Source organism: Tenacibaculum bernardetii (genome assembly GCF_029125915.1).
In the GTDB taxonomy this organism is placed as follows: domain Bacteria; phylum Bacteroidota; class Bacteroidia; order Flavobacteriales; family Flavobacteriaceae; genus Polaribacter; species Polaribacter bernardetii.
The window spans coordinates 74,087-87,226 of sequence record NZ_JAQJCU010000004.1 but is presented as its reverse complement, the minus strand read 5'-3'; the positions used below and the strand labels follow the sequence as shown (position 1 = coordinate 87,226).

General features: G+C 32.2%; 12 protein-coding genes. 1 reads left to right on the top strand and 11 read right to left on the bottom strand.

Annotated elements, in window-relative coordinates; genetic code table 11:
- Positions 1-32: 32 nt before the first annotated feature.
- The 11 genes from P2G10_RS04625 to P2G10_RS04575 form a co-directional block, all read right to left on the bottom strand.
- Entirely contained in the window at positions 33-764 is a 732-nt protein-coding gene (locus tag P2G10_RS04625) for an energy transducer TonB (protein WP_218772100.1), read from the bottom strand.
- A gap of 153 nt (positions 765-917) precedes the next feature.
- Entirely contained in the window at positions 918-1,598 is a 681-nt protein-coding gene (locus P2G10_RS04620; RefSeq protein ID WP_275315388.1) for an energy transducer TonB, read from the bottom strand.
- Positions 1,599-1,896: 298 nt separating this feature from the next.
- On the bottom strand, positions 1,897-3,102 hold the full coding sequence (hflX, locus tag P2G10_RS04615; RefSeq protein WP_275315387.1) for a GTPase HflX: 1,206 nt from the start codon (positions 3,100-3,102) through the stop codon (positions 1,897-1,899).
- 609 nt (positions 3,103-3,711) lie between these two features.
- Positions 3,712-4,071: a Na(+)-translocating NADH-quinone reductase subunit F gene (locus P2G10_RS04610; RefSeq protein ID WP_275315386.1), complete on the bottom strand. Its 360-nt coding sequence runs from the start codon at positions 4,069-4,071 to the stop codon at positions 3,712-3,714.
- On the bottom strand, positions 4,071-5,423 hold the full coding sequence (locus P2G10_RS04605; RefSeq protein ID WP_255554388.1) for a DEAD/DEAH box helicase: 1,353 nt from the start codon (positions 5,421-5,423) through the stop codon (positions 4,071-4,073). The genes P2G10_RS04610 and P2G10_RS04605 overlap by 1 nt, the downstream gene beginning before the upstream one ends.
- 237 nt (positions 5,424-5,660) lie before the next feature.
- Positions 5,661-6,974 carry an NADH:ubiquinone reductase (Na(+)-transporting) subunit F gene (nqrF, locus tag P2G10_RS04600; protein WP_275315385.1) on the bottom strand — a complete coding sequence of 438 codons (1,314 nt, stop codon included), beginning with the start codon at positions 6,972-6,974 and terminating at the stop codon, positions 5,661-5,663.
- A complete protein-coding gene (nqrE, locus tag P2G10_RS04595; RefSeq protein WP_218772094.1) occupies positions 6,974-7,732 on the bottom strand; it encodes an NADH:ubiquinone reductase (Na(+)-transporting) subunit E in 759 nt (252 codons plus the stop codon). The genes nqrF and nqrE overlap by 1 nt, the downstream gene beginning before the upstream one ends.
- 31 nt (positions 7,733-7,763) lie before the next feature.
- Positions 7,764-8,408, bottom strand: a complete 645-nt coding sequence (locus P2G10_RS04590) for an NADH:ubiquinone reductase (Na(+)-transporting) subunit D (protein ID WP_218772093.1) — start codon at positions 8,406-8,408, stop codon at positions 7,764-7,766.
- A 2-nt stretch (positions 8,409-8,410) separates the two neighbouring features.
- A complete protein-coding gene (locus P2G10_RS04585; protein WP_275315384.1) occupies positions 8,411-9,151 on the bottom strand; it encodes a Na(+)-translocating NADH-quinone reductase subunit C in 741 nt (246 codons plus the stop codon).
- Between the two features lie 2 nt (positions 9,152-9,153).
- Complete coding sequence (locus P2G10_RS04580) at positions 9,154-10,359, bottom strand: NADH:ubiquinone reductase (Na(+)-transporting) subunit B (RefSeq protein WP_218772091.1); 1,206 nt, start codon at positions 10,357-10,359, stop codon at positions 9,154-9,156.
- Positions 10,360-10,362: 3 nt separating this feature from the next.
- Positions 10,363-11,715 (bottom strand): Na(+)-translocating NADH-quinone reductase subunit A, encoded by a 1,353-nt coding sequence (locus P2G10_RS04575; protein WP_275315382.1) that lies wholly within the window; start codon positions 11,713-11,715, stop codon positions 10,363-10,365.
- A gap of 157 nt (positions 11,716-11,872) precedes the next feature.
- Between P2G10_RS04575 and P2G10_RS04570 the strand changes: the two genes are divergently transcribed.
- A complete protein-coding gene (locus tag P2G10_RS04570; protein ID WP_275315380.1) occupies positions 11,873-13,093 on the top strand; it encodes a type IX secretion system plug protein in 1,221 nt (406 codons plus the stop codon).
- Positions 13,094-13,140: the final 47 nt, after the last annotated feature.

Genomic DNA, 13,140 nt, shown 5'->3' with positions numbered 1-13,140 from the left:
TGGTTTTAATTGATTGTTCTTATTTGTAAAAATTACTCTTCTAAAGCAAAAGCTATAGGAAAACCATACTTAACCGAGGTTCTACCTCCGTCTTTCTTTGCAGGAGTAAATTGAGGCAATTTAGAAACTACTCTAACCGCTTCTCTATTTAAAATTTCTCCGTTCTTTGGCCCTAAAGTTTTTATGTTCTTAACTTCCCCGTTCTTATCGATCACAAAACGAACCCATACTTCTCCTTGAATAGATTCCTTAATTGCATCACTAGGGTATCTAAAATGCTTAGATATATGATTCACCATTTGTTCATTAAAACAATCTACTTGCTCTCCTTTTTTCACATTTTTACAAGAGTTAAATAAAGGAATTTTATCGACTGTACTAAATTTAGATGCTTTTCTTAATTCCTCTGCAGACATCTTATTTTTAATATCTTCGATATTATTTTTCAACGATTCTACGGGCTTTACAACAGCTATTTGCTCTGTTGTTTTCTCAATTTCAGCAACGCTTAAAGTTCCAAGACCAGCTGCTTTTTGTTTTTTAATAGGTTCTCTTTTTTTAAGGTACCTTCTGCTTGCAGATACCTTTACTGTAATCTGTCTTGATTTTTTATTTTTCTTGTCTTTTTCTTTAATAGTACACTTAGTTATACTAATACTATTTAAATCTAATTCTGCTTCATCAGGGGTTTCACAAACCTCTTGCTGAGACATAATGCTAATAGGGAAAGCACATACCAATATTAATAATAATAATTTCTTCATCACTTTGGGGTATTACAATCTAAATCAAACACTTACAAGAAACATACCTGCAAGCTGAATTAGCCCAGAAATATATTTATTTTTTTTTATAAAAAAATGTTAAAATGTAAAAAACAGGAAAAAACCCTATATATTTTATAGGCTATTATTATTTTAATCTAACGTAAAGTTTATAGGGAATTTATAGGAAACAGATATTTTACGCCCTTTATGCTCTCCAGGTATAAAATTTGGCAATAATAACACTATTCTTTTTGCTTCTTTCTTTAATAGACCACTATTGTCAGCTCCCTTAACTTCAACTTTACTTACTATCCCATTTGCATTAATAATAAAACTAACCTCAAGATTACCTTCTATCTCTTTTTCTAACGCCTTTTTAGGATAAATAAAATTATCTATTAAGTGCTTTTGCATTTGATAATTAAAACAATCAACCTTATTTAAATCACTTTCTTTACAAGATATAAATAAAGGTATTGTTTCAACAACATCAAATGATACTTCTTCTACTATTGGTTCTTTAATTAAAACCGCTAATAATTTATCATCTACTTTATTTTCAGCCGTTATATTTACAACTGCTTTTGATTGTAAGTTACTTGCAGAATACACCGTTTGATTTAGATACACTCGCTTTTTTAAATACCTCCTACTTGACATTTGAATATCTTTAGTAGTTTTTACTTTCGGTTTATTTTCCGATATCTCACATTTATTGTTATCAAGAGCATTAACATCAATTAACATCTTCTCCTCAACGACGCACAATTCTTGGGAGAAAAGTTGCTGCACACATAAATTAAATAACGCTATTATAATTAATTTTTTCATTACAATTCTTTTTAAGAACCAGAGATAATAATCCTATATTTTAAAACACAGCATATTATCAAACTGAATTAATTTAAAATATTAGATAAGAATATGTAATTGAAACTTTACTTTGAATGGTATTGTCGATAAAAAAATTTGACAACCCGAAGTGGTTGGAGTTATTATTTTTCATTTTCTGGGGGGATAAAATGTTAAAATATTATTGTAAATTCTCGCTGAGCGAATATAAATATAAGCAAAAAAGAATAAGAACACAAAATTCTTATTCTTTTTTCATTCAAAATACAGTTTTAATTTACCCTAAATCATCCTGATACAAGAAATTATTATAAGGAAAACGTTGAATATGTATCTTTTTTACCTCTTCATAAACTCTATCTTTAAAGTCTTCTAAATTATCTTTATTCAAGGCAGATATAAAAAGACTTTCTTGACCAAGGTCATTCATCCATGTCTTTTTCCAATCGTCAAGCGTATAATGAATTTTTGATTTCTCAGTAATTAAATCATCCTCTGCAATAGTTTCATGCGTATAAGCATCAATCTTATTAAAAACCATAAGAGTAGGTTTATTTGCACTACCTATTTCATCTAAAATTTTATTTACTGATGCTATATGATCTTCAAAATTAGGATGACAAATATCTACCACATGTAATAATAAATCTGATTCACGAACCTCGTCTAAAGTAGATTTAAAAGATTCTACTAATTGCGTTGGTAATTTTCTAATGAATCCAACAGTATCTGTCATTAAAAAAGGAATATTTTTTATAACAACCTTTCTTACTGTCGTATCAAGAGTTGCAAATAGTTTATTTTCTGCAAAAACATCACTTTTACTAATTACATTCATTAAGGTTGATTTACCAACATTGGTATACCCAACTAATGATACACGTACCATTTTACCTCTGTTTTTTCTCTGAACTGCCATTTGCCTATCAATGGTAGCCAATTTTTTCTTTAACAAAGTAATCTTCTCTCTAATGATACGACGGTCTGTTTCAATTTCTGTTTCTCCAGGTCCACGCATACCAATTCCACCCTTTTGCTTATCAAGGTGTGTCCAAAGTCGTGTTAATCTTGGTAATAAATATTGACATTGCGCCAGCTCTACCTGTGCTTTTGCAGAACTTGTTTGAGCTCTTCCTGCAAAAATATCAAGAATTAAATTTGTTCTATCTAACACTTTACAATCTAATTCGTTTTCTATATTTCTTAGCTGTGCAGGTGATAATTCATCATCGAAAATTGCGGTACCAATACCATGAGATTCTATATATGCTCTTACTTCTTCTAATTTACCTGTTCCTAAGAAGGTTTTAGGATTAGGTTTTTCCATTTTTTGCACAAAGCGTTTTACAGCAACTCCTCCTGCTGTTAAAGTTAAAAACTCTAACTCATCTAAATATTCGTCAGACTGTTTTTCGTTTTGATGCTGGGTTATAATACCAATTAAAACCGCTTTTTCTGATATTGCTTCACGTGTTTCTACCATAGAATGCAAAAGTACAAATTTATCAACTTAAGAAATCTAAATTATCAATCTTACTTTTCTTTTTAATTATGGGGGTACATCTTTCTTAAACTATGAGTTTTTTATGAACCAAAATCTATTTCTAGTTGATGGATATAATGTGCTAAAATTAATCACGATCAATCTTTCAATATATTACTTGTTTATTTTATCATCCAAGCTTTAAAACTATAAATAAGGCATAAAAAAAACACTCGCCTTTCTTAAAGCGAGTGTTTTTCTTCAAAACTATGTTTTAATTAATGGTTAATTGCATAACCTGCACCTTTACCAAATTCGGCTAGTTGCTCTAAAATGTTTCTGAAAAAGTTTTGAATCCCCTTAAATAATTGTTTTTTCATAATTGTAGTTTTTAATTTCCCCACTACAAATATACATACTTAAACAACTAACATAAACATAAACACCTAACAATGTGTGAATTACATTAAATCATGTATAATTGGTTATGTATATCGTCTTTTTCTACAGAAATTAAAAATTATCTAACACAAAAAAAACATAAAAACCTTGTTAACAAACAATTACCCTATTAAATATAAGGATAAAATTAAGGTTTTATGGTCGTGTTTAAATTTTAATAAAGTCGTTAAACGCTATATAATGAGGTTTATCTTTAAACACAGGTAAATCAATACTTTCTGAATTTGCAATACCAATACCCGCAAACCACACTTTTGCGTTTTGCTTTTTAGCATGTTCTTTAAATGTTTCCATCCATAAAACATCATATTCTTCTGGTGATTGAATATTATTTGTGGTTTTTACTAAAACGAAAATGGTAGGCTCACTTTTTTTAAATAAAACAAACTGCGGATGTTTTTTAAGTTCGCTATTAATAGCTACAAACTCATAACCCATTTCTTGTAGTTTTTTACCTACAATATTCATCCCTAAATTATGAAGTTCTTGCTTTGTAAGTGCCTGCATTATTTTCTCTTGCGTCGTAGGTTAAAGTTTTTATCTCCCTTTGTTTTGGGTTTCTTATATTTTTTAGCAATCTCCCTACGATAAGAACCTCCCTGGTTTGTTTTGCTGTTTTTTTCACTCTTTTCATGAAAAGCAGGACCAGGTACATACTCTAAAGAAGTTCTGTTTTTATTGCGTTCTCCTTCTTCTTTCGGCCTCTCTTCTTCTGTTAATTGCTTAGTGATTTCAACTTGTTCAGGAATTTCAGCTTTCGGGATTTCATAATTCATTAATTCCTCTATTCTAGCCTTTGCTTCTTGTTCCTTTTCGGTTGAAAAAAGAATTGTTTTCCCCTCATGCTCTGCACGACCAGTACGACCAATTCTGTGCATATAATTTTCAGGAAAATGTGGTGTATTAAAGTTAATTACGTGTGTAACTTCTTCTAAATCTAATCCACGAGCAATAACATCGGTAGCTATTAAAATTCGTTTTTCACCTTTATTAAACTGCTCAATAGAACGCATACGGTAGTTTTGCGTTTTATTAGAGTGAATTACACATGTCTCTGAAGGGAATTCTTCTTTCACACATTCAAATAACCTGTCAGCGTTTCTTTTATTCGGCGCAAAAACTAGCACTTTACTAAATTCTTGTTTACTACGCAGTAATTCACTTAATAAATTAACCTTTGTATAAAAGTTTGGTACATCGTAGCTAATTTGTTGAATATTATCTAGTGGTGTTCCACTTACAGCTATAAAAATTTTCTTAGGTGCTGTAAAGAAGTCATCAATCAATGCTTCAACATCTTCTGTCATTGTTGCAGAAAACATGATGTTTTGACGGCGTTCTGGCAATAAATCAAAAATATTTAATAGTTGAAATCTAAATCCTAAATCTAGCATTACATCAACTTCATCAATCACTAACTTCTGAATTGACCTAAGTTTTAACATATTACTAACCGCTAAATCATACAAACGTCCTGGAGTAGCTACAATAATATCTGCACCTTGGGCAACGGCTTCTTTGTGTCTGCTTAAAGGAATACCTCCAAACACACCAACCGTATGTATGCTCATAAATTCTGTAAGCTTTTCAATTTCACTAACAACTTGCACTACTAATTCACGTGTTGGTACAACAACTAAAACTCTAGGGTGCACTTGCTTCGAAAATTTTAAATCGCGAAGTATCGGTAACATATAGGCAAACGTTTTACCTGTACCTGTTTGTGCAATACCTACAACGTCTTTACCCGATCGTATAATCGGAAAAGCTTCTTCTTGAATTGGTGTTGGGTTAACAAAACCTAATTCTTCAATTGAATTTCGTAATGGATTTGATAAATCTAAATCTTGAAAAGTAATCATTTACAGTAATTTGCCGCAAAGGTACGCTTTCTATACTCAAATACCATAAGTATATTACTTTGCCTGAATCTGTAACAGAAAGTCTTACTGTTATACAAGAATTAAGACAGTGATAATAGTTACAAAAGCAAAAAACCGATACATTTCTGTATCGGTTTTTTATATATTATAAAATAATCTATTTATTATTGAAAAGATTACTTCGTCATACTTCCTCGTAATGACATTGAGTTCTTATCCTCCAAAGTCATCAAAACGGATATTCTCGTCTGCAAGACCGAAATCTTCTCCCATTTTCTGAACAGCATTGTTCATTAATGGTGGACCACAGAAATACAATTCTAAGTCTTCTGGTGCTTCATGGTGATTTAAGTAGTTTTCTATTACACAATTGTGAATAAACCCTACAAACCCGTCTCCATCTTCATCACTAATGTCTTTTTTAACTTTCCAATTATCAGCCTCTGTTGGGTCAGATAATGCGATATAAAACTTAAAGTTTGGAAAATCTTTTTCTAATGCTCTAAAGTGTTCTATATAGAATAATTCAGCCTTAGAACGACCACCGTACCAATATGTTACTGTTCTTCCTGTTTTTAATGTTCTGAATAAGTGATATAAATGTGAACGCATTGGCGCCATACCTGCTCCACCACCTACATATAACATTTCTGCTTCAGATTCATTAATAAAGAATTCACCATAAGGTCCAGAAATAGTACACTTATCACCCTTCTTTAAGTTAAAAATATAAGAAGAGGCAACTCCTGGATTTACATCCATCCATCCACCTTTTACTCTATCGAATGGTGGTGTTGCAATACGTACATTTAACATAATTTCTCTCCCTTCGGCAGGATAAGAAGCCATAGAATATGCTCTTTCTACAGTTTCAGAGTTTTTCATTACCAATGGTCTTAAACCAAATTTATCCCATTCAGCTTCAAACTTATCTGGTGTATCATGCTCTTCTGGGTGTGCAGTTATATCCATATCTGAATACTTTACTTCACAGTTTGGAATTTCAATTTGAATATACCCACCTGCTTTATAGCCCATATCTTCTGGAATTTCAACTACAAATTCCTTAATAAATGTTGCTACGTTATAGTTTCTTACAACTACTGCTTCCCATTTCTTAATTCCGAAAATTTCTTCTGGAATAGAAATATCCATGTCTTGTTTTACTTTTACCTGACAAGATAAACGTACTCCTGCTGCTAACTCTTTACGAGTAAAGTGTGGTGTTTCTGTTGGTAAAGCTTCCCCACCACCAGAGTTTACATGACATTCACACTGTACACAAGATCCACCTCCACCACAAGCTGATGGTAAGAAAATCTTTTCATTTCCTAAAGTAGATAACAATGTACCTCCTGAAGCAACTTCAATTGTTTTATCTCCGTTAATTGTAATTTTTACGGGTCCTGATGGTGCTAGTTTTTGTTTTACAAATAATAACAATCCTACTAAAATTAATAAGATTATTAAAAAAGATATAACTGTTACAGCTACTGTACCTCCTGTACTTACTTCTAAAAATACCATTATTCTATAATTTTTTTAGGGTTATCAGCTAATTTTTCAGCTTCTTCTTTTTGTGCTACTTCCTTTACAGCTTCGTTCTCATTTATATTAGAAGTTACTACTGATGTTTTAGGAGCTTCTTCTTTCTTTACTTCATCATCGCCACCTGTTAACATACCTCCAAAGCTCATAAACCCTATTGCCATTAAACCTGTAATGATAAAAGTAATTCCTAATCCTCTTAAAGCTGGTGGTACAGATGAATATCTAATTTTTTCACGAATTGCTGCAATGGCAACAATTGCTAAAAACCATCCAATTCCAGAACCAATACCATAGGTTAATGATAAACCTAAAGTTGGTATTTCACGAGATTGCATAAATAAAGACCCTCCTAAAATTGCACAGTTTACTGCAATTAATGGTAAGAAAATACCTAAAGAGTTATACAATGCTGGTGCAAACTTCTCTACAATTATTTCTACTAATTGTACCATGGTTGCAATCGTTGCAATAAACATGATAAATGATAAGAAACTTAAATCGTAATCTGCATATTCTGCTCCTAACCAAGATAATGCTCCTGGTTGTAGTAAATATTGATCTAATAACCAGTTAACAGGTACTGTTACGGCTAATACAAAAATAACTGCAGCTCCTAAACCTACGGCTGTTGTTACTTTTTTAGATACTGCTAGGTAAGAGCACATTCCTAAGAAGGTTGCAAATACCATGTTATCAATAAATATCGACTTGAAAAATAATTCTATATGTTCCATTTTTCTATATTTTTAATGATTCCTAACAAGGTTAGTCTTCAATTAGTGCTTTGTTTTTACTACGCTGTATCCAAATAATAATACCTACAACAATTAATGCCATTGGTGATAATAACATGAATCCGTTGTTTTCATATCCTAAAGCATACAATCCTGTTAATTCAATTGGATCTCCTAAAACTTTAAACCCTAATAAGGTACCAGAACCTAATAATTCTCTAAAGAAACCTACTGCAATTAAAATAGCTCCGTAACCTAATGAGTTTCCAATTCCATCTAAGAAAGCCCTCCATGGCCCGTTTCCTAAAGCAAAAGCTTCAAAACGTCCCATAATAATACAGTTAGTAATAATTAACCCTACAAAAACGGATAATGTTTTACTCAATTCGTAAGCAAACGCTTTTAATACTTGATCAACAATAATTACTAAAGCAGCAACTACGATTAACTGTACTATAATTCTAATTTTTGATGGAATGATATTTCTCATTAAAGAGATTACTACGTTTCCTATACCTAATACAAATAATACAGAAACTGCCATTACTATAGAAGCTTTAAGCTCTGCTGTAATTGCTAATGCTGAACAGATACCTAATACTTGAATCGTAATTGGGTTGTTATCCAATAACGGATCTGTGATTAATACTGCGTCTTTTTTTGATAAAAGTCCCATATTTATTTCAATGTTTTAAAGTAAGGCACGTATAAACCTAATTCAGATTTAATCATTGCTGCAACACCATCACCTGTAATGGTTGCTCCTGCAATTGCATCTACCTCGTTATCATTTTTATCTTTGTTCTTCGGATCGTTGTTTGATTTAGAAACTGTAATTCCTTTAAAAGAACCATTGTTCATTAAATCTTCTCCAATAAAATCATCCATAAAATAGCGTTGCTTAATATTTGCTCCTAAACCTGGTGTTTCTCCTTTATGATCGAAAAAAGCACCCTGAACTACCATATTCTTATCCATTGCAACATATGCCCAAATAGCATCCCATAATCCTTTACCTCTAATTGGTGCGATATAAAACGCTTTACCGTCTTTTTCACCAACAAATAATGGTAATTTCCTTACTTCTCCTGCTTTTGCTGCTGTTTGCTGCTTTTTCACATCAATTAAATACGCTTCAGCATCTTCAGTAGTTTTATCACCTTCAATAACTAATTGCTTTTTGATGTATTTTGAAAACTCGTCAGCTACTTTGTCTTTAGAAACAAAAACTGCACTGCTTTCATCATTGTCATTTACACCCATAGCATACAAAATGTTTTGTTGCTTTTCGATACGTTTATTTGCATCTATCATTGGGCGAAGCGATGAAGCTGTAAAAGCTAACAACGCACCTACTACTAATACCATACCAATGGCAAAAAGTAGCGTATATCCATTACTGTCTGTATTTTTACTCATAATTAGGCAGTTTTAACTTTAGCACGTTTTAATCTTCTCTTTACATTTCCTTGAACCACATAATGGTCAATAGTTGGAGCAAAAACGTTCATTAATAAAATAGCTAACATTACTCCTTCTGGATAGGCTGGGTTGAATACACGTATCATAATCGAAATAAACCCGATTAAGAAACCGTAAATCCATTTTCCTTTATTGGTTTGTGATGCTGATACAGGATCAGTTGCCATATAAACGGCACCAAATGCAAAACCTCCAATTAATAAATGCTTCCAAAAATCTAAGCTCATTAATCCGTAAAACTTACTTGTTTCACCAATCCATCCTAAATCAACTACTTGATTAAAAATGAATCCCATTACTAAAGCTCCGATTACTGCAGATAACATAATTCTCCAGCTTCCTATCTTCGCAAAGATTAAGAAAAGCCCTCCTAATAAAATTAATAATGTTGATGTTTCTCCTACTGATCCCGGAATAAACCCGAAGAACATATCAGAAACTGAATGTGTTAATGGTTGTGATTGCGCTAAGCTTCCTAAAACTGTCTCACCAGAAATAGCATCAGCAGTTCCTGCCAATTCTCTTGCGCCTTCTACCCATACTTTATCTCCCGACATCCAAGTTGGATATGCGAAGAATAAAAATGCACGTATAGTTAAAGCTGGGTTTAAGATATTCATCCCTGTACCACCAAACACTTCTTTACCGATAACTACACCGAAAATTACGGCTACAGCTAACATCCATAAAGGTAAATCGATTGGTACAATTAACGGTACTAACATACCTGTTACCAAATACCCTTCTTCTACTTCGTGACCTTTGATTACAGCAAAAATAAATTCTACTACTAATCCTACCACATATGATACAATTACTAATGGTAAAATTTTAACTAAACCTATTAAGAAATTATCCATATTCCAGAAATCTCCACTAAAGAAAGACATTCCTTCTGTAAATCCGTTTACAGCAGCGTTATGTTGATAACCTGCATTGAACATCCCGAAGATTAAACATGGTACTAATGCCATAATAACTATGTTCATTGTACGTTTTAAATCATCGGCCGCCTTTATATGAGTTCCTCCGTGAGTCGTCTCATTAGGTAAATATAAAAAGGTGTGGATTGCGTTAAACGCAGGTGCCATCTTAGTACCTTTATATTTTTCTTTTAAATTATGTAAGTTTTGTTTTAAGCCCATATCTTATCCTAGTTCTTCTCTCATTAAATCTAATCCTTCACGAATTATCTTCTGGTGAGGTTGTTTAGATACACAAATAAATTCTGTTAAAGCGAAATCTTCTGGTGCAACTTCGTAAGCTCCTAATCCTTCCATTTCGTCAAGATCTTTGTACATACTCGCTTTTAATAATTGCATCGGATAGATATCTAACGGAAACACTTCTTCATACGACCCTGTAACCACAAATGCTCTGTGCTCACCGTTTGTATTCGTATTTAAGTCGTATTTTTTCTTTGGTGTTAACCAAGAGAACGTAAATGCTCTAGAAGTAGAAACTTTATCAAAAACTGGCTTATTCCATCCAAAAAATTCATAATCATCTCCTTCAGGAATTGCAGTTACTATATTTTCGTAGTATCCTAAATATCCTTCTTCGCCAACCTGCGTTCCACTTAACACATTACCGCTAATTACACGCGCATTATCAGCATCTAAATTTCCTTTTACCAAACCAGCAATACTTGCTCCTGTTATGGCAGTAACGTATTGTGGCTTATTAAATTTAGCTCCTGCTAAAGCAATTGTACGCTTTGCGTTAAATTTACCTGTTAACAATAATTCGCCGATTACCACTAAATCTTGCGGAGTAACTACCCACACAACTTCTCCTTTATTAATAGGATCTATTTGTGCTATTTGAGTACTTACATTACCAATAGGATGCGGGCCAGAAACTTTATGCAATTCAACTCCTTTTAGCTCTTTAAACGGAGATAAATTTGAGTCTTTTGCAACTGAAACATGTACTTTACCTGCTGTTAACTTTGTTAACGCTGTTAAAGCAGCTTGTAACTCAGCTTCTTTACCTTTTAGTGCATAATCATAATCTGCTGCTAAAGGTGCACTTGCGTATGCAGATACAAAAATTGCTTTTGGAGCTTGATTCGGATTTGCAACAACATCGTAAGGACGTTGCTTTACAAATGGCCAACAACCTGAAGCAAATAAGTGATTTTTCACTTCTTCACCAGACATTGCATCAATATCTTTTTTACCAAAATCTTTGTATTGCTGCTGTGCATCAGCAGTGATTTTAAATGCTAAAACTTTTCTTCTGTCTCCACGAACGATCTCTGTAACTTTACCACTTACCGGACTAGGAAATAAAATACGCTCATCACTTTTTGAATAAAAAAGTGCTTCACCTGCTTTTACTTCGGTACCTTCTTTTGCTAAAATTTTTGGAATAACGCCATGAAAATCGCTAGGCTTAATTGCAAATGCGCTACCCAACGAAAGTTCAGTAGTGATTTGCTCTGCGTCGCCAACGAGCTTGATGTCCAAGCCTTTCTTAATACGGATGTCTTTTGACATAGGAACTGATTAAATTGATTTTCTAAAAACACGCAAATTTACAGATTTTCATTTTTTCGGGTAAGTATTTACATTTTTATCTTTTCGATAGCTCTTTATTTATATCTATTCTAAATAAATATTTGTCTTTGGTCTACATTTTGATACCTTTGCATTTATGATAAAACATCTTGTAATCTTCCTATTCAGTGCGTTATACATAACTGTAAATGCTCAAAATATTAAAACAATTCAACTACAACCTAAGCACAATACTAATCAGTATTCTGCAATTGTAAGGTTAGGTGAGGTTTTAAAATTGTCTTTTGATGATTTAGATGCCGATAATAAAGAATACAAGTATAAAATTGAGCATATGACGCATGATTGGAAACCAAGCAACCTAACTTCTAATCAGTATATAAACGGATTTAATGAAAATGAAATCATTAATATTTCTAACTCTTTTAACACCTTACAACCTTACACGCATTACTCGGTTGAAATACCAAATCAGAATACCGTTATTACGAAAAGTGGTAACTATCTACTTTCTGTTTTAAATGATGATTACGAAATAGTATTTTCTAGACGTTGTGTTTTTTATGAAGACATTACTACAGTTGGCGTTGCAGTTTTTAGAAGTAGAGATACCAAACATAACATGCAAAAACAAACAGTTCAATTCTCTGTAAATCATCCAGAATTGGTAATTAACAATCCAAATCAAGAAATTAATATTTCGTTATTTCAAAATCATAATTGGGCAACCGTTATTAACAACATTCAACCTCAATTTATAAAACCTCAACAATTAGTATACAATCACCTCCTTAAAACAGATTTTTGGGGTGGAAATGAATTTTTAAATTTTGATAGCAAACACATTCGTAGTACAAGTTTAAACATTGCAAAAACCGAAAGAAAAGACATTTACCACAGTTATTTATATACTGATGAACAAAGAGCTGATAAAATTTACACTTACAACCCTGATATTAACGGACAGTTTGTTGTTAGGACTTTAGAAGCAAACGACGCTAAAACTGAAGCCGATTACTCAATGCTTCATTTTTCTTTAGATGCTTTTGAGCCTTTTTACGACAAACAAGTATTTGTATACGGAGCTTTTAATAACTATAAATTATCAGACGAGAACAAAATGAAATACAATGCTGTTGACGAAAGATATTACACCGAAATTAAATTTAAACAAGGGTTTTACAATTATAGTTATGTTACTTTAGATAAAAATAACACGATTGATTTAAATGAGGTAGACGGCTCTTTTTATCAGACAGAAAATGAATATACTGTAATCGTTTATTATAAACCTTTTGGCGGAATTTACGACAGAGTTATAGGCGTAGGAAACGGTTATTTAAATCAAAACAGGTAATTTAATTTTAAAATAATTGACTAAAATCCCAAAAAAGTTTATATTTA

Coding starts and splice junctions, on each gene's coding strand:
- P2G10_RS04625 (WP_218772100.1), bottom strand. CDS start 764: ATGAAGAAATTATTATTATTAATATTGGTATGTGCTTTCCCTATTAGC.
- P2G10_RS04620 (WP_275315388.1), bottom strand. CDS start 1,598: ATGAAAAAATTAATTATAATAGCGTTATTTAATTTATGTGTGCAGCAA.
- hflX (WP_275315387.1), bottom strand. CDS start 3,102: ATGGTAGAAACACGTGAAGCAATATCAGAAAAAGCGGTTTTAATTGGT.
- P2G10_RS04610 (WP_275315386.1), bottom strand. CDS start 4,071: ATGCAGGCACTTACAAAGCAAGAACTTCATAATTTAGGGATGAATATT.
- nqrF (WP_275315385.1), bottom strand. CDS start 6,974: ATGGTATTTTTAGAAGTAAGTACAGGAGGTACAGTAGCTGTAACAGTT.
- nqrE (WP_218772094.1), bottom strand. CDS start 7,732: ATGGAACATATAGAATTATTTTTCAAGTCGATATTTATTGATAACATG.
- P2G10_RS04590 (WP_218772093.1), bottom strand. CDS start 8,408: ATGGGACTTTTATCAAAAAAAGACGCAGTATTAATCACAGATCCGTTA.
- P2G10_RS04585 (WP_275315384.1), bottom strand. CDS start 9,151: ATGAGTAAAAATACAGACAGTAATGGATATACGCTACTTTTTGCCATT.
- P2G10_RS04580 (WP_218772091.1), bottom strand. CDS start 10,359: ATGGGCTTAAAACAAAACTTACATAATTTAAAAGAAAAATATAAAGGT.
- P2G10_RS04575 (WP_275315382.1), bottom strand. CDS start 11,715: ATGTCAAAAGACATCCGTATTAAGAAAGGCTTGGACATCAAGCTCGTT.
- P2G10_RS04570 (WP_275315380.1), top strand. CDS start 11,873: ATGATAAAACATCTTGTAATCTTCCTATTCAGTGCGTTATACATAACT.